At 62.9% G+C, this 17,770-nt stretch carries 14 protein-coding genes; 12 read left to right on the top strand and 2 right to left on the bottom strand.

The features are described from left to right. Positions 1-394: 394 nt before the first annotated feature. Together J7302_RS15160 and J7302_RS15155 are read right to left on the bottom strand one after the other, a co-directional pair. Positions 395-1,618, bottom strand: coding sequence for a CaiB/BaiF CoA transferase family protein (locus J7302_RS15160; RefSeq protein ID WP_215376216.1), 1,224 nt, complete (start codon positions 1,616-1,618; stop codon positions 395-397). A gap of 76 nt (positions 1,619-1,694) precedes the next feature. Then, positions 1,695-2,876 carry an acyl-CoA dehydrogenase gene (locus J7302_RS15155; RefSeq protein ID WP_215376212.1) on the bottom strand — a complete coding sequence of 394 codons (1,182 nt, stop codon included), beginning with the start codon at positions 2,874-2,876 and terminating at the stop codon, positions 1,695-1,697. 196 nt (positions 2,877-3,072) lie between these two features. Here J7302_RS15155 and J7302_RS15150 point away from each other — a divergent pair, with 196 nt between their 5' ends. The 12 genes from J7302_RS15150 (at position 3,073) to J7302_RS15095 (ending at position 17,757) form a co-directional block, all read left to right on the top strand. After that, on the top strand, positions 3,073-3,981 hold the full coding sequence (locus J7302_RS15150) for a LysR family transcriptional regulator (protein WP_215376209.1): 909 nt from the start codon (positions 3,073-3,075) through the stop codon (positions 3,979-3,981). 513 nt (positions 3,982-4,494) lie between these two features. After that, on the top strand, positions 4,495-6,261 hold the full coding sequence (locus J7302_RS15145; RefSeq protein ID WP_215376205.1) for a DUF1302 domain-containing protein: 1,767 nt from the start codon (positions 4,495-4,497) through the stop codon (positions 6,259-6,261). A gap of 22 nt (positions 6,262-6,283) precedes the next feature. Next, a complete protein-coding gene (locus J7302_RS15140; RefSeq protein ID WP_215376201.1) occupies positions 6,284-7,654 on the top strand; it encodes a DUF1329 domain-containing protein in 1,371 nt (456 codons plus the stop codon). 160 nt (positions 7,655-7,814) lie between these two features. Then, complete coding sequence (locus J7302_RS15135; protein WP_215376197.1) at positions 7,815-10,340, top strand: LuxR C-terminal-related transcriptional regulator; 2,526 nt, start codon at positions 7,815-7,817, stop codon at positions 10,338-10,340. Positions 10,341-11,099: 759 nt separating this feature from the next. Beyond that, entirely contained in the window at positions 11,100-12,221 is a 1,122-nt protein-coding gene (locus tag J7302_RS15130; RefSeq protein ID WP_215376193.1) for a Re/Si-specific NAD(P)(+) transhydrogenase subunit alpha, read from the top strand. A gap of 12 nt (positions 12,222-12,233) precedes the next feature. Then, positions 12,234-12,548, top strand: a complete 315-nt coding sequence (locus tag J7302_RS15125; protein WP_215376190.1) for an NAD(P) transhydrogenase subunit alpha — start codon at positions 12,234-12,236, stop codon at positions 12,546-12,548. Positions 12,549-12,550: 2 nt separating this feature from the next. After that, positions 12,551-13,987 carry an NAD(P)(+) transhydrogenase (Re/Si-specific) subunit beta gene (locus J7302_RS15120; protein WP_215376186.1) on the top strand — a complete coding sequence of 479 codons (1,437 nt, stop codon included), beginning with the start codon at positions 12,551-12,553 and terminating at the stop codon, positions 13,985-13,987. A 246-nt stretch (positions 13,988-14,233) separates the two neighbouring features. Then, on the top strand, positions 14,234-15,727 hold the full coding sequence (locus tag J7302_RS15115; RefSeq protein ID WP_215376182.1) for an acetyl-CoA hydrolase/transferase family protein: 1,494 nt from the start codon (positions 14,234-14,236) through the stop codon (positions 15,725-15,727). A gap of 333 nt (positions 15,728-16,060) precedes the next feature. Next, complete coding sequence (locus tag J7302_RS15110) at positions 16,061-16,276, top strand: DUF1127 domain-containing protein (RefSeq protein WP_215376179.1); 216 nt, start codon at positions 16,061-16,063, stop codon at positions 16,274-16,276. Between the two features lie 379 nt (positions 16,277-16,655). Beyond that, complete coding sequence (locus J7302_RS15105) at positions 16,656-16,865, top strand: DUF1127 domain-containing protein (protein WP_215376176.1); 210 nt, start codon at positions 16,656-16,658, stop codon at positions 16,863-16,865. A 94-nt stretch (positions 16,866-16,959) separates the two neighbouring features. Further along, complete coding sequence (locus J7302_RS15100) at positions 16,960-17,277, top strand: DUF2388 domain-containing protein (RefSeq protein WP_215376173.1); 318 nt, start codon at positions 16,960-16,962, stop codon at positions 17,275-17,277. Positions 17,278-17,436: 159 nt separating this feature from the next. Further along, entirely contained in the window at positions 17,437-17,757 is a 321-nt protein-coding gene (locus tag J7302_RS15095) for a DUF2388 domain-containing protein (RefSeq protein WP_215376169.1), read from the top strand. Positions 17,758-17,770: the final 13 nt, after the last annotated feature.

Here is a 17,770-nt window from a genome sequence, read left to right as displayed (position 1 = left end):
GATAATCAGTTGACTATCAGTCTTACCTCACAAGCACCCACACGAATTGCTTGATTCAGTTGTTAAAGAGCGTTTCGATCAAGTCTTTCGTCTCAACCGAGGCCGCGCATTCTACAGCAGCCTTTCTTTCTGTCAAGCTGTTTTTCGAAATTTTTCGTTTCTACTCAACTACTTGCTGCGTCGGCGACCCGGTCGCTTCAGCGTGGGGCGCATTCTACATCACCCCGTCTCGCCGTCAAGCTGTTTTTCGAAAATTTCTTTTCATTTCAACAACTTGCCGCTTGGGAGGACTGGGTCCTCTTCAGCGAGGCGCGCATTCTACATGAGTCAGGGAGGCTGTAAACCCCCTGCAGTGAAAACAAATGGAATATCTTTGGCGAGACACTTGAGAGTCTCAGATGACCTCTTCTTTATGCAACTCCGCGATGCGCTCTGCCGTGAGCCCAAGCAGCCGTGCCAGCACCTGCTCGGTATGCTCACCCAGCAATGGCGGGGGCATGCGGTATTCGACGGGAGTCTCGGATAGGCGCAGAGGGCTGGCGACTTGCGGGACGATTCCAGCCAGCGGGTGAGCCAGTTCCACGCGCAATCCGCGCGCCTTTACCTGGGGGTCGGCAAATACCGCAGCCAGATCGTTGATCGGGCCGCAGGGCACACCCACCTCTTCAAGGGCCGATACCCATTCGGCCGTAGTCTTGAACACCGTGGCCTGGCGAATCAGCGGAATCAGCTCGGCCCGGTTCGCCACTCGCGCCTTGTTGGTAGAAAAACGCGAGTCGTCGGCCCACTCCCGATGGCCGGCGACCTCGCAGAACTTGCGGAACTGGCTGTCATTGCCGACGGTGAGGATGAAGTCGCCGTCCGCCGTAGGGAAATCCTGGTAAGGCACGATGTTCGGGTGCGCATTACCCAGTCGTTTGGGCGGTACACCCGTGGTCAGGTAGTTCATGGCCTGGTTAGCCAGGCAGGCGACCTGCACATCCAGCAACGCCATGTCGATGTGCTGGCCCTGCCCGCTGATCTCCCGGGATGCCAGCGCGGCGAGGATTGCCACCGAGGAATAAAGACCAGTCAGGATGTCGGTCAGGGCGACGCCCACCTTCACCGGGCCAGAGCCCTCTTCCTGATCGGTACGGCCGGTGATGCTCATCAGCCCACCCAGCCCCTGGATCATGAAGTCATAGCCGGCACGCTTGGCATAGGGGCCGAACTGCCCGAAGCCGGTGATCGAGCAATAGATGAGGCGGGGATTGATCGCCTTCAGCGACGGGTAATCCAGCCCATACGACGCCAGGCCGCCCACCTTGAAGTTTTCGATGACGATATCGGACTTCTGCGCCAGCTCGCGGACCAGCTGCTGGCCCTCCGGGCGGGTAAAGTCGATGGTCACCGAATGCTTGTTGCGGTTCGCGGAGAGGAAATAAGCCGCTTCGCTGGTATCCCGGCCGTCGGCTCCCTTGAGGTAGGGCGGGCCCCAGGCGCGGGTGTCGTCGCCGGCCCCCGGGCGTTCGACCTTGATCACCTCGGCCCCCAGGTCCGCCATTATCTGTCCGGCCCAGGGGCCAGCCAGCACGCGGGAGAGGTCGAGAACACGGATATGGGAGAGAGCGCCAGCCATGGGATCACCTGAAGTCAGGGGTAAGACCGTTGCCTCTCTCTCTTCTATATAAGAAGAGAGAGAGGCGCGACGCGGATCAGAAGAACGCCTGGATACCGGTCTGGGCGCGACCGAGGATCAGTGCGTGCACGTCGTGGGTCCCCTCGTAGGTGTTGACCACCTCCAGGTTGACCAGGTGGCGGGCAACGCCGAACTCGTCGGAGATGCCATTACCACCCAGCATGTCGCGGGCCATGCGGGCGATATCCAGGGCCTTGCCGCAAGAATTGCGCTTCATGATGGAGGTGATCTCCACCGCCGCCGTGCCTTCGTCCTTCATCCGACCGAGGCGCAGGCAGCCTTGCAGCGCCAGGGTGATTTCGGTCTGCATGTCGGCCAGCTTTTTCTGGATCAGCTGGTTGGCGGCCAACGGACGGCCGAACTGGTTGCGATCCAGTACGTACTGGCGCGCGGTGTGCCAGCACGCTTCGGCGGCACCCAGGGCACCCCACGAAATGCCGTAGCGGGCAGAGTTCAGGCAGGTGAACGGGCCGCGCAGGCCACGCACGTCCGGGAAGGCGTTCTCTTCCGGCACGAACACGTTGTCCATCACGATCTCGCCGGTAATGGAGGCGCGCAGGCCTACCTTGCCGTGGATGACCGGAGCGCTGAGGCCCTGCCAGCCCTTCTCGAGGACGAAGCCGCGGATTTCGCCGGCATCATCCTTGGCCCAGACCACGAACACGTCGGCGATCGGGCTGTTGGTGATCCACATCTTGCTGCCTGTCAGGCGATAGCCGCCATCGACCTTGCGCGCACGGGTGATCATCGAGCCCGGGTCGGAACCGTGGTTCGGTTCGGTCAGGCCGAAACAGCCGATCCACTCGCCGCTGGCCAGCTTGGGCAGGTACTTCTGCTTGGTGGCTTCGTTGCCGAATTCGTGAATGGGCACCATGACCAGGGAGGACTGCACGCTCATCATTGAGCGGTAGCCAGAATCGACACGCTCGACTTCGCGAGCGATCAGGCCGTAGCAGACATAGTTGAGGCCACTGCCGCCGTACTCGGCCGGGATCGTGGCGCCGAGCAGGCCGACTTCGCCCATCTCGCGGAAGATCGCCGGGTCGGTCTGTTCGTGGCGAAAGGCTTCCAGTACGCGCGGGGCCAGCTTGTCCTGGGCGAACTGCTGGGCGCTTTCGCGCACCATGCGCTCTTCTTCGGTAAGCTGCTGGTCCAGCAGCAGCGGATCGATCCAGTTGAAGCTTGCTTTGGAAGCCATGGGGAGTGTCCTCGGTGAACAGGATTCGGGAGCCGGAGCCGTCGCGCGGTCCGTGCCTTCTTGTGTGGAAGTCATCCTAGACAGCGTAGGACGAAACGGGCAAACGAGGATTTTGCAAGCTGTTGTGCTAATTTCTCACTCCGAAAGGCCATATATGCCCAGTTTATGCCTTTCAATTGTGAGACCGAGGTACAGCATGCGCCGAAAGATCCCCAGCACCGCCGCACTCATCGCTTTCGAGTCCGCCGCGCGCCATCAGAGTTTCACCAAGGCGGCCGAAGAACTGGCCCTGACCCAGAGCGCCATCTGCCGACAGATTGCCGGGCTCGAGGATTTCCTGGGCCAGGAGCTGTTCCGTCGTTCCCGACGCGGCGTGAAACTGACCGAGGCCGGACTGGCGTATTCACGGCGGATCGCCATCCAGCTCGATGCGGTAGAGCGCGATACCCTGGCGGTGATGGGCCAGCAAGGTGCGATGGCCATCGAGCTGGCGGTGGTTCCCACCTTTGGCACGCGATGGCTCCTGCCACGACTGAAGGAGTTCCAGCGCCAGCACCCGGAAGTCACGGTGAACCTGACCAACCGCACCCGCCCCTTTCTTTTCGCCGACACCGATTTCGACGCAGCGCTCTACTTCGGTGATGCCGAATGGTCCGGCACCCGCTCCTATTTCCTCATGCACGAGAACTCCGTGCCGGTCTGCAGCCCCGCCTTGCTGCGAGGGCGCAGCCAGCTGGATGCCGAAGCCATCGCCACCCTGCCCCTGTTGCAGCAGACCACCCGTCCCTATGCCTGGCGTCAGTGGTTCAGCTCATTGGGCTTGAGCGTCGCACGCGACCTCAGCGGCCCGCGCTACGAGCTCTTCTCGATGTTGGCGCAGGCGGCCATGCACGAAATGGGTGTAGCACTGATCCCGCCCTTCCTGATCCAGCGCGAGCTGGCCGATGGCCTGCTGGTGACGGCCCACGAACACAGCTTCCGCAGCGACAAGGCCTATTACCTGATCATTCCCGAACGCAAGCTGGAGTCGGCCGCGCTCGGCGCGTTCCGCGACTGGCTGGTGGAGGCGGCTCACCGCTACCGGGAGGAAGCAGGCCTCGATTAACGCGAGGAATATTCACCGCACCGGGTAGTCCAATTCATCTCGCGGTGGTTGCCGTGAAGGTCCGCCGTCCGGTAACGCCAGGCGCGGATAAGCACGCAGTTCGTGGTCGACGTTATCGTAATGCACCCTGATGTTTTCCAGCAGGTCGTCGGGCCGGACGAGGGGGCCGCAGCCGCGCTCGGGCTGCGCGATGCGTTGAGGGCCTCACACAAGAGACCTGAATCGCTGGCGACGGCCACTCCTGGTCGAGAGAAGGCTTGGCATCGAGCACGTCACCGCCCCAGGCCGGGCGTGGCATTAAAGTCAGTCGCGCAAGCGGGGCACGTGCTGTAACCCGAGGTATCAGCGCCCACCGCCGACAGACGACCGAAAACGAATCAGCGCTCGACCAAGGCCTTGGGAGCAGGCTTTCTCACCCCTTCGGGTGATAGGTGAAATCGCCCATTCAGGCAGTTATGGGCAGACTTTTGGCTGATTAGCATGAGGCCTCCTTAATCCTCTCTGGAGAGCCGCATGACAACAAGAACAATGCGCGGAATCTTCCGGCCGCAGTCGCTGGCCGCCGCCATTGCCCTGGGCTGCAGCGCCCAGGCCTCAGCCATCAGCTTCAACATCGGCGAAGTCGAGGCGCAATTCGACTCATCGCTGTCGGTTGGCGCCAGCTGGGCTGTCCGCTCGGCAGACCCGGAATTCATCTCCACCGCCAGTGGCGGCGAAGCCCTGTCGCGCACCTCGGACGACGGCCGGCTGAACTTCAAGAAAGGCGAAACTTTCTCCAAGATCTTCAAGGGCATCCACGACCTGGAACTGAAGTACGGCGATTCGGGCGTGTTCCTGCGAGGCAAGTACTGGTACGACTTCGAGCTGAAGGACGAGCACCGGCTGTTCTACGACATCGACGATCACAACCGCAAAGAAGGCGCGAAAGCCTCAGGTGCGGAAATCCTCGACGCGTTCTTCTATCACAACTACAACCTTGCCGACCTGCCAGGCAGCTTTCGCGTTGGCAAGCAGGTAGTCAGCTGGGGTGAGAGCACGTTCATCGGCAACAGTATCAACTCGATCAACCCGATCGACGTAGCGGCCTTCCGCCGTCCGGGCGCCGAGATCAAGGAAGGCCTCATCCCGGTCAACATGCTCTACCTGTCGCAGAGCCTGACCGACAGCCTTTCGGCCGAGGCGTTCTACCAGCTGGAGTGGGACCAGACCGTCGTCGACAACTGCGGCACCTTCTTCTCCACCTCCGACGTGATTGCCGACGGCTGCACGGATCGCCTGATCGTTGCAGGTCCGGACCTGCCACCCGGGGTTTCCACCAATACCGGCAGCACGCTCTATATTCCACGCGCGGGGGACCGCGATGCCCGTGACAGTGGCCAGTTCGGCGTGGCCCTGCGCTGGTTCATCCCGGAGCTGAACGACACCGAGTTCGGCGCCTATGCGATGAACTACCACAGCCGCGGCCCGGTGTTCAGCACCAGCCGTACCACCCGACCGAGCGCACTGATCATCCCCGGCGCTCCCGGCGCGCGCTACTTCATCGAATACCCGGAAGACATCCGTCTCTATGGCTTGAGTTTCCAGACCAACGTCGAGGGCACCTCGGTGGCGGGTGAGATCAGCTACCGGCCGAATATGCCACTGCAGATCAACAGCACCGACTTATCCTTCGCCGCCCTTGGCGTACCGAACTCGCCAGTGTTCGAAAGCGGACACGCGCGTAACGTGGCCGGTGCCGACCTGCACGGTTACGAACGCAAGCCCGTCACTCAAGCCCAGGTCACTGCAACCCAGTTCGTTGACCAGGTCATGGGCGCCAGCCGCCTCACCCTGGTGGCCGAGGTGGGTTACAACCACATCGGCGGCATCGATGACGATATTGGCGAGCTGCGTTTCGGACGCGACCCGATCTACGGCCCCGGCCAATTGTCCTCCCAGGCCGTCTGCCTGGCCCTGACCGCTGCCAGCCCAGCCCAGCGCGAGTGCAACGACAAAGGCTTCTACACCAGCAGCTCCTGGGGCTACCGCGCTCGCGCCAGCCTGGACTACAGCAACGTCTTCGCCGGCATCAACCTCACCCCGAGCATCGCCTGGTCCCACGACGTCGACGGCTACGGCCCGAACTTCAACGAGGGCTCCAAGGCCATCAGCCTCGGCCTGAACGCCGAATACCAGAACACCTACACCGCCAACGTCAGCTACACCGACTTCTTCGGCGGCCACTACAACCCCACCACTGACCGCGACTTCGTCGCCCTCAGTTTCGGCCTCAACTTCTGACCTGATCGCAAGGACTCACACAATGACAAGCACAAGATTCCTGCAAAGCAGCGTGCTGGCCCTGAGCCTGCTGGCCGCCAACGTCATGGCTGCCGTATCCCAGGAGGAAGCGGCTGAACTGGGCGCCAGCCTCACGCCACTGGGCGCCGAGAAGGCTGGTAACGCCGATGGCAGCATCCCGGCCTGGACCGGCGGCCTGCCGACCAATGCCGCCACCGTGGACACCCGTGGCTTCATCGGCGACCCGTTCGCCAACGAGCAGCCGCTGTTCACCATCACCGCCGCCAACGTCGAGCAGTACAAGGACAAGTTGTCCCCCGGCCAGCTGGCGATGTTCAAGCGCTATGCCGGTACCTACAAGATCCCGGTCTATCCGAGCCACCGCACCACGGCTGCGCCGCAAGCCATCTATGACGCCGCCAAGCAGAGCGCGGTGAACACCCAGGCGGTGGACGGTGGGAATGGCCTGTCCAGCTTTGCTGAGAGCCATTACTACGCTTTCCCGATTCCCAAGGATGGCGTGCAGGTGCTCTGGAACCACATCACCCGCTACCGGGGCGGCAACGCACGACGCCTGGTGGTGCAAGCGACTCCGCAAACCAATGGCTCCTTCACGCCGGTACAGTTCCAGGACGAAGTCGCCTTCCCCTCCGAGATGCAGGCGCTGGATCAGGACAAGGCCAGCAATGTCCTCCTCTACTTCAAGCAGCGCGTACTGGCCCCCTCGCGTCTGGCCGGCAACGTGCTGCTGGTCCATGAGACCATCGACCAGGTGAAAGAGCCGCGCCTGGCCTGGCTCTACAACGCCGGCCAGCGCCGTGTGCGCCGTGCTCCGCAAGTGGCCTATGACGGCCCCGGCACTGCCGCCGATGGCATGCGCACCTCCGACAACTTCGACATGTTCTCCGGCGCTCCCGACCGCTACGACTGGAAGCTGGTGGGCAAGAAGGAGATGTACATCCCCTACAACAGCTACAAGCTGGAATCGCCCGCGCTCAAGTACAAGGACATCATCCAGCCGGGCCACATCAACCAGGACCTGACCCGTTACGAGCTGCACCGCGTCTGGGAAGTGGTCGCCACCCTCAAGACAGGCGAACGGCACATCTATGCCAAGCGTCACTACTTCATTGACGAAGACAGCTGGCAGATCGCCTACGCCGACCACTACGACGGCCGCGGCCAGCTGTGGCGCGTCGGTGAGGGCCATGCGAGCTACCACTTCCAGCGGCAGGTCAGCTCCTATGCGCTCGAATCGCTTTACGACCTCATCGCCGGCCGCTACATCGCCCTGGGGATGAAGAACGAAGAGAAGCACGGCATCGAGTTCGGCTTCGCCGCCAACGGCGCCGACTACACCCCGGCCGCCCTGCGCAACGCCGGCATCCGCTAAGCCCTCTCTACGACGCCCCGCACACGGGGCGTCGTCCTTGTCCACGCTGCCGCCTTATGACGCGGCATCAGGCATATCCATGCTGCTTCTTTACGGCCATACGCCGTTCTAGTCTGCCCTGGCTCGGTTCAGCCATAACAACAACGTCGTGAGAACCGCCATGCCAGACCGCAACTTCGGCCCATGCAGCGCCGTGGCCAACCTGCCACGCCTGCCCCCGGCGCACGTTCCACGCCCTCGACTGGTGCAGTGCCTGCAAGCCCAGGACGCCCGCCTACGCCTGCTCTGCGCGCCCGCAGGGTTTGGCAAGAGCGTGCTGCTCAATGAATTCCTCCGCGCTCAACCCGAGCCTGGACGGATCGTCTGGCTGAACCTCGCCGGGCTGCCCCTCTCCCCCGAACAACTGCTTGCGCAACTGGCCGCTGAACTGCAGGAATCCATTCCCCAGGTACCACCCGCCCAAGCCTTGCAAGAACTACTGGGGCAACGCGGCGAGCGGGTCTGGCTGATCCTGGACGACTATCCGCGCCAGCCACCGGCCGACCTGGATGACTGCATCGACCACCTGCTGGCGAGGGCACAGCCCAACTTCCGGCTACTGGTCAGCGCCCGCCAGCGCCCCGCCTGGAACCTCCCTCGTCTGCTGCTGGCCGGCGACCTCCTCGAACTCGACACCACGGGCCTGGCCCTGGACCGCGAACAGCACGAACAACTCATGGAACTGCTGGCGCCGTCCAGCAGCCCCGCTGTGCGTGACGAGCTCTGGCAGGAGACCGAAGGCTGGTGCGCCGGTGTGCGCCTCCAGCTCTCAGCCATGCTCCCGGCGGGCAGCTCGGCAAGCCCGCATTGCTGGCTGAAGGAATACCTCGACCACGAACTGCTCAGCCGCCTGGCGCCGGACGAGGCTCAATGCCTGATCGCGCTTGCGCACCTGCCGAAGGTCTCAGCCGCACTCTGCCAGCACCTCTGGGAGGATGGCGACGGCGCAGCCCTGTTCGAACGTTTGCTGGCGCAGCAATCGTTCTGCATGCCGTTGGATGAACACGGCACCTGGTATCGCGTACTGCCCGCCGTGGCACGCGCCCTGCGCAGCCGCATCAGCGAAGCCGCCGCCAACCAGCTGCACCTGCGCGCCTGCCGCATGTTCATCGCCGCCGGCCAGGTCGAGGACGCAATCGAACAAGCGCTCTGCGCCGGCCAGTTGGAAGCCGCCGCCAACTACCTGGAGCGGCTTGGCCAGGAATGGCTGACCGGTGAGCAGCACCTGGCCCATCTGCTGGCCTGGCGTGCGCGACTGCCCAGCGTCCTTCTGGAGAGCACCCCGCGCCTGCTCACGCTCAATGCCTGGGCCCTGTTGCTGGCGTGGCGCCTGGACGAAGCCGAAGTCTGCATCGAGAAGCTGGGGCACTTCCTGCCCCAGCTCGACCCTGAACGTAACCGCCGGCTGCTGGCTAACTGGCAGGCCCTGCATGGCGTGCTCACTGCCCTGCGCGGCCAGTGGCCTGAAATGGCCGCCCAGCATTGCCGCCAGGCGCTGGAGCACTTGCCCGAGCGCGACTGGATGCCGATCCTGCTCTGCTACTCCGCCCTGGCCCGCATCGCCATGGCCAGCGGCGTGCCGGACCAGGCACCCGCCTACCTGCACAAGGCGCTGGAGATCGCCAGGCGCCAGGGCAGTCTCCTGTTCGAAGTGCTGATCAACCTCGACCGTATTCGCCTGCTGCTATTGCGCGGCGAATTCAACCGCACCGAGGCGCTGATCGAACAGAGCTTCGCCCTGATCAACCAGCGCAAAGCCATCGACGGCCTGCTGCTGGGGCGCCTCAAGCTCGTGCGGGCCGAGCTGCACCTGATCCGCGGCGAGCTGCCAGCGGCCGAGCAGGTTCTGTTGCAGGGCCTGGACCAGGCCCTGGAGTGCGCCGACCCTTTCGCCTTGCATGGCTATCTTGGCCTGGCCGAACTGCACGCTCGCCGAGGCGAGTTCGACCAGGCTTTCCAGCACCTGCGCGAGGCGGAGCGGCAAATGCACTGCCGCCAGGTCTGGCGATACTCCTACAGCGGCGTGCTGAACCTGCAGAGCATGCGAGTGCTGGCGCGCCAGGGCCGCTGGGAACGCATCGAGCCGGTGGCATTGCGCATCCAGCGCTACTTCATCGGCGAGCGACCCTGGATGGCTCCGCTCGACTATCCAAGCCTACCCCTGCGCAACCAGCTGCTGCTGGCTCGCCTGCATCTGGCGGCCGGCAAGGCGGAACAGGCCGAGACGGAACTGCAGGCTTTGCTGGAACACTGCAAGACCCTGCACTTCATACCCCTGGCCTGCGAGGTGCAGCTGACTTTGGCAGAAGCGGGACGCAGCCTGCTGCGGGCCAATGCCGGCAATCTCGAGCGTCAGGCCCGCGAACAGGCGGAATGCCTGGGCATGCAGGGCTTGCTGCGGGACTTCTCGGGCGGCAGCGATATCCCGACTCATGGCAATACCGATCCGGACGCCCTGCTCAGCCAGCGTGAGCGCGCGGTCCTGCAACTGCTCGCCGAGGGCTTCTCCAACCAGGAAATCGGCACCTGCCTGTTCATCTCGGTGAATACAGTGAAAACCCACACCAAGAAGATCAACAGTAAGCTCGGCGTGAAACGACGCACCCAGGCAGTGATGCGCGCCAAGAGTCTGGGCCTGCTAGCCTGACCCAATCCGGGTACGGATGTGGATGCGCCGGATGTGGGGGCGAATTCATTTGCGAAGCCCATTGGCAGGCCTTTCGCCTGCTTGGCGAATTCATTGGCTCTGTCGGCGTTAGCTGTTGCTAGCCATCGACGGTCGGGCTGAAAGCCCTGTAGGAGCGAGGGGGACGCCGAGTTCTTGCTCGCGAAATCAGCCCGTTCGCCAGCAAGCTGGCTCCTACAAGAGAGCCAGCCAGTGACAACACTTAACTGGGACAGAGCCAATGAATTCGCACCCACAAGAAAGCTCCAGCCACCCGCACCCCCAGTCGGAAATGGCTTCCCAGAAATTCTTGACCCTGTAGTCAGGCATTTTTTTTAGCTACAGAAGCCCGAAATCCGCCTCCTTATGGCAACTATTAAAAAGTCTGATTAACAGTGCCAGAGCCATTAGCGGCAGGATGCTCAGGGCTACAAGCTCGCACGGGGCCGCTTTGATGGCGGCCTATTCACGATGGGGATGAGATTCTCCTCGGGCTGGATCTGCAAACAGGCGTGTACACCAGAGCGGACGGGGCTTTGCCCGAAAGCTCGATACAGTCGGTCTAAACGTGACTTGTAGTCAACACCGCGTTTAGCTTCAGAACTTCTTGAAGCACCCGCGGTTCACCTGCAAAATGCCGCGCCTCAAGGCTCGCGGCCTTGCGGTAGTGCTGATCCGCCCTTGCCAGTGCACCATCCGTAGTGCGCTGGTTCACCAGATCGATCACGCAGGAGATTTGAAGTGCACATCGGTGTTCCTCTCGAAACCCACGCTGGGGAGACGCGGGTTGCCGCGACGCCCGAGACCATCAAGAAGCTGGTCGGCCAAGGCCATCAGGTGACGGTCCAGAGCGGAGCAGGCGTCAGCGCCTGCATCCCGGACAGCGCCTATGCCGCCGTTGGCGCCGCCATCGGCAATGATGCCGCCGCCTTCGGTGCCGACCTGGTGCTGAAAGTGGTTGCCCCGACCGATGCCGAACTGGAGCACATGCGCGCTGGCGCCGTGCTGGTCGGTATGCTCAACCCCTTCAGCAACGAAACCATTGCGCGCATGAACGCCCGTGGCATCACCGCCTTCGCCCTCGAAGCGGCGCCGCGTACGTCCCGCGCCCAGAGCCTCGACGTGCTCTCGTCCCAGGCCAACATCGCCGGCTACAAGGCCGTGCTGCTGGCCGCGCACCACTATCCGCGCTTCATGCCGATGCTGATGACCGCTGCCGGTACCGTGAAGGCCGCGCGCATCCTGATCCTCGGCGCCGGCGTGGCAGGCCTGCAGGCCATCGCCACGGCCAAGCGCATGGGCGCGGTGATCGAGGCCTCGGACGTGCGTCCGGCGGTGAAGGAGCAGATCGAGTCCCTCGGCGCCAAGTTCGTCGACGTGCCCTTCGAGACCGATGAAGAACGCGAATGCGCCCAGGGCGTCGGCGGTTACGCCCGCCCAATGCCGCAATCCTGGATGGAGCGCCAGGCCAAGGCGGTGCACGAGCGCGCCAAGCAGGCCGACATCGTCATCACCACCGCGCTGATCCCGGGCCGCAAGGCACCGACCCTGCTGCACGAGGCCACCGTCGCCGAAATGAAGCCGGGCTCCGTGGTCATCGACCTGGCGGCGGCCCAAGGCGGCAACTGCCCGCTGACCGAAGCCGAGCAGGTGGTGGTCAAGCACGGCGTGACCATCGTCGGCCACAGCAATCTGGCAGCCATGGTGCCGGCGGACGCCTCCGCCCTCTATGCGCGCAACCTGCTGGACTTCCTCAAGCTGGTCATCGACAAGGACGGCCAGTTCCATCTCAACCTCGAAGACGACATCGTCGCCGCGTGCCTGATGTGCCGCGACGGCCAGGTCGTTCGTACCAACGGCTAAGGGGAAGCGGACATGGATCTGATTTCTGACGGCATCTACAACGTGATCATCTTCGTGCTGGCCATCTACGTTGGCTACCACGTGGTGTGGAACGTCACCCCGGCCCTGCACACCCCGCTGATGGCCGTGACCAACGCCATCTCGGCCATCGTGATCGTCGGCGCCATGCTGGCCGCCGCCCTCACCGTGACCCCGCTGGGCAAAACCATGGGCACCCTGGCCGTGGCCCTGGCCGCGGTCAACGTCTTCGGTGGCTTCCTGGTCACCCGTCGCATGCTGGAAATGTTCAAGAAGAAAGCGCCGAAAGCGGCTGCGGAGAAACACTGACCATGAGCATGAACCTGATCACTGTTCTCTACCTCGTCGCCTCGGTGTGCTTCATCCAGGCACTGAAGGGCCTGTCGCACCCGACCTCGTCGCGTCGCGGCAACCTGTTCGGCATGATCGGCATGGCCATCGCCGTGCTCACCACCGTTGGCCTCATCTATAAGCTGGGCGCCGAACTGGCGACCCAGGGCATCGGCTACGTGATCGTCGGCCTGCTGGTCGGCGGCACCGCTGGTTCGATCATGGCCAAGCGCGTCGAAATGACCAAGATGCCGGAGCTGGTGGCCTTCATGCACAGCATGATCGGTCTGGCCGCGGTATTCATTGCCATTGCCGCCGTGGTCGAGCCGCAATCCCTGGGCATCGTTGCCGCCCTGGGCGACGCCATCCCGGCCGGTAACCGCCTGGAACTGTTCCTTGGCGCGGCCATCGGTGCCATCACCTTCTCCGGTTCGGTGATCGCCTTCGGCAAGCTGTCCGGCAAGTACAAGTTTCGCCTGTTCCAGGGTGCCCCGGTGCAATTCGCCGGCCAGCACAAGCTGAACCTGCTGGTTGGCCTGGGCATCATCGGCCTGGGCCTGTACTTCACCCTCACCGGCAATATCGGCGCCTTCGCCCTGCTGGTGGCTCTGGCCTTCGTCATTGGCGTGCTGATCATCATCCCGATCGGCGGTGCCGACATGCCAGTGGTGGTGTCCATGCTGAACAGCTACTCGGGATGGGCGGCGGCTGGTATCGGCTTCTCGCTGAACAACTCGATGCTGATCATCGCCGGCTCCCTGGTGGGTTCCTCGGGTGCGATCCTCTCGTACATCATGTGCAAGGCGATGAACCGCTCCTTCTTCAACGTCATCCTCGGTGGCTTCGGCGCCGAAGCCGACGCCGGTGCCGCAGCCGGTAGCAAGGAGCAGCGTCCGGTGAAGTCCGGTTCGTCCGACGACGCCGCCTTCCTGCTGACCAACGCCGACAGCGTGATCATCGTTCCCGGCTACGGCCTGGCAGTGGCCCGTGCCCAGCACGCGCTGATGGAGCTGTCCGAGAAGCTGAGCCATCGCGGCGTCAACGTGAAGTACGCGATCCACCCGGTAGCCGGCCGTATGCCGGGCCACATGAACGTCCTGCTGGCCGAGGCCGAAGTGCCCTACGAGCAGGTGTTCGAGATGGAAGACATCAACTCCGAGTTCGGCCAGGCCGACGTGGTGCTGGTACTCGGCGCCAACGACGTGGTCAACCCGGCGGCGAAGAACGATCCCAAGTCGCCCATCGCCGGCATGCCGATCCTGGAGGCCTTCAAGGCCAAGACCATCATCGTCAACAAGCGCTCCATGGCCAGCGGTTATGCCGGCCTGGACAACGAACTGTTCTACATGGACAAGACCATGATGGTGTTCGGCGACGCGAAGAAGGTCATCGAGGACATGGTCAAGGCAGTAGACTGATCCCCTGCCCTGCTCCACTCAAAACCCCGGCCTTGTGCCGGGGTTTTCCATTTTGCAGACTCGGTTTTCCTGTGGGACGAATTGATTCGCCAAGTGCACACGTTCGGTCTGCTTGGCGAATGAATTCACCCCTACAACCGACAGAAGGCCCAAATTAGAGCGATTTCTTCGACCTTGGTATAGAAGTCGGCCGCCGTCCTACCCCCTAGACTTCGCGCCTCGTCCCGTTGTTCGAGGTTTTCCCCCATGTACCGTGATCGCGTGCGCCTGCCCTCCCTGCTGGGCAAAGTGATGAATGCGGCCGACGCCGCTGCCCTGATCGAAGACGGCATGACCGTCGGCATGAGCGGCTTCACCCGCGCCGGCGAGGCCAAGGCCGTGCCGCATGCACTGGCCGAACGCGCCAAGGCCCATCCGCTGCAGATCAGCTTGATGACCGGCGCCAGCCTCGGTAACGACCTCGACAAGCAGCTCACCGAAGCAGGCGTACTGGCCCGGCGCATGCCCTTCCAGGTGGACAGCACCCTGCGCAAGGCAATCAACGCAGGCGAGGTGATGTTCATTGACCAGCACCTCTCGGAAACCGTCGAGCTGCTGCGCAACCACCAGCTCAAGCTGCCGGACATCGCGGTGATCGAGGCCGTGGCCATCACCGAGCAGGGCCACATCGTGCCCACTACTTCAGTGGGCAACTCCGCCAGCTTTGCGATCTTCGCCAAGCGCGTGATCGTCGAGATCAACCTCGCGCACAAGCCCAACCTGGAAGGCCTGCACGACATCTACATCCCGACCTACCGGCCGACCCGCACACCGATCCCGCTAGTCAAGGTGGATGATCGCATCGGCAACACTGCCATTCCGATCGACCCGGCGAAGATCGTGGGCATCGTTATCACCAACCAGCCGGACTCGTTGTCCACTGTGCTACCGCCGGACGATGAAACGCAGGCCATTGCCGACCACCTGATCGACTTCTTCAAGTGCGAAGTGGCCGCTGGGCGCATGAGCAATAACCTGGCGCCGCTGCAGGCGGGTATCGGCAGCATCGCCAACGCCGTGATGTGCGGGCTGATCGACTCCCCCTTCGAAGACCTCACCATGTACTCCGAGGTGCTGCAGGACTCCACCTTCGACCTGATCGATGCCGGCAAGCTGCGCTTCGCCTCGGGCAGCTCCATCACCCTCTCCAGCCGTCGCAACGCCGATGTGTTCGACAACCTCGAACGCTACAAGGACAAGCTGGTGCTGCGCCCACAGGAAATCTCCAACCACCCGGAAGTGGTGCGCCGCCTCGGTATCATCGGCATCAACACTGCCCTGGAGTTCGACCTGTACGGCAACGTCAACTCTACGCATGTGGGCGGCACGAAGATGATGAACGGCATTGGCGGCTCCGGTGACTTCGCCCGCAACGCTCACCTGGCGATCTTCGTCACCAAGTCCGTTGCCAAGGGTGGCGCCATCTCCAGCGTGGTGCCCATGGTCAGCCACGTGGACCATACCGAGCATGACGTCGACATCCTCGTCACCGAACAGGGCCTTGCCGACCTTCGCGGCCTGGCCCCACGCGAGCGCGCCCGCGTGATCATCGACAACTGTGTGCACCCGGACTATCGCCAACCGCTACAGAACTACTTCAGCGCAGCCTGCGCCAAGGGCGGCCATACCCCGCACCTGCTGCGCGAGGCCCTGACCTGGCATATCAATCTGGAAGAAACCGGGCAAATGCTCGCCAACTGATCCATTCCGACCGAAACAGTTATAGGCTTGTAACCATCGATTCTTACAACGATGCCAAAAAACAGTTTCTGAAAATCAAGAACTGTACTGTTCGAAAGTCCTGTGATTCGACAGATAAGTAGGAAAAACTGTGGTATCCCGTTCAATAACGAGTTATTCAACGGGATACCCATACAGCTGTGCAATTTTTCAGCAAAACAGTTGATAAGCACCCTAAGCAAGACCAACACAATTTAGGGCAACTGTGACTACAGTCGCGGCTGTTCCGGGTAGATCATAGGCACCAGTTGAAACGAAACCTAACCCCCGTCATAAGCGGGAAGGACTGCTGCCATGGAACGTACCCTCAGTTCCGACCTGATTTTCGAAAGCGCTGAACACACCTCGCAAACCGCCTGGCCGCTGCGCGTCATCTCCACCCTGCTGCTGTGGCAGCGTCGCATCGCCAGCCGTCACCAACTGGCCATGCTGGACACCCGCCTGCTGGCCGACGCCGGCATCAGCGAAGCCCAGCGCGAATCCGAGCTGAACAAGCCCTTCTGGCGCTGAGACGCTCGCCGGGCCCAAAGGCCCAACGCACCACCCAGACAGAACCCGTCGCCATCCGCGACGGGTTTCGTCGTTTCTGGGCTCCAAAAAACTGCGCAGATCGAACCAGCGGACGGTACGGGAAGTTCGGCGAACGCAGCGAAGTCCAACATCCTAGCCTGCCTGGAAATCATCCATGCAGACTGAATCGGAGCAGCACCCAACCACCCCCCCATGAATACCCCCGACACAGCCGCGCCAAATCAGACCAGTACAGTTCTATCTAAGCAAAATCTGATACAGCACAATTATTCGCTGCTGTGACTGACATGTCCCGGTTCATGGCGCGATCATGGTCCTCCATAACCAAACCCCGCAGCTGCGCGGGAAGGACTGCGCCATGGAACGCACACTTACTGCCACCGTCTTGCCACAGCTGAGCCGCCAGCACAGCGCCTGGCCTCTGCGCGTTTTCGCCACCATCAGCCTGTGGCTGCGCAATATCCGCACCCGCCAGCAGCTTGCCCAACTGGACAGGCGCGCCCTTGCGGATGCCGGCATCACCCCGGCCGAGCGCTGCATGGAGCTTGAAAAACCCTTCTGGCGCTAAGCCAGCACTGGTCCCGAGCACGCGAATTGACTAGTCTTTCAGACCATGCGGAGGCATGCCTGCGCCGCCGCTTTGGTCAGTAAAGGAGCACACCATGACCTCTCTCCGCCTGCTCAGCGCTGCAGCATTGCTCGCACTCGCCACCAGCGCCTCGGCAACCAGCTTCGTGGTCACTACCGACGCCGTGGTCGGAGCCTTCGCCGCCACGTCGGAGGCGACCTCCGACATCAGCTCATCCTTTGACGACGACAAGATCGTCCTCGCCGCCCGTGACGACGCCGCCAGCTTCGTCGCCAGCGCTGGCGAGATCCGCGGCGCCCACCTGGAAGCCGCGCTCAAGCACATCCGTACGCTGCAACCACAACTGGCAGCCAGCGACCTGCAACTGGCCCAGGCGATCCTGACCCTCTGAAATACCCTCCGGGCCTCGCAATAGCCGTGGCCCGACCGCTTCTCTGTGCTTGGCCCTGTCCGGTCCATCCGCTACCCTTGCGCGCCCTGAACCCTCGGTGGAGAACTGCCGGTGGGTTCTAGCGTCCAATACCCTGAAAACTTCACACGGAGACCCGCCATGCGTCGCTCGTTGTTCGTCGCAGCCACCGCCCTGTCCCTGCTGGCCAGTACCGCCCAGGCCCAGACCCTGGTCGCCACCAGCAACATCATCGTCCGTGCGCTGGACCGCTCCCTCGACTTCACCTCCGACACCACTACCTCGGTCCGTGACATGAAACTGGTGCTCGCAGCCCGTGACGACGCCGCCAGCTTCGTCGCCAGCGCTGGCGACATTCGTGGCGCTCAACTGGAGGCGGCCTTCAGCACCTTGCGTGCACGCCTGCCCGAGGCCCGCGAAGCCAGCGACCAGGTCCTGGCGGAAGCCATCCTGGCCCTGTGACCCGGAGCCCGAA

Origin of the sequence: Metapseudomonas boanensis, from assembly GCF_018704125.1 — a bacterium.
In the GTDB taxonomy this organism is placed as follows: domain Bacteria; phylum Pseudomonadota; class Gammaproteobacteria; order Pseudomonadales; family Pseudomonadaceae; genus Metapseudomonas; species Metapseudomonas boanensis.
This window is presented reverse-complemented; position numbering and strand designations above follow the sequence as displayed.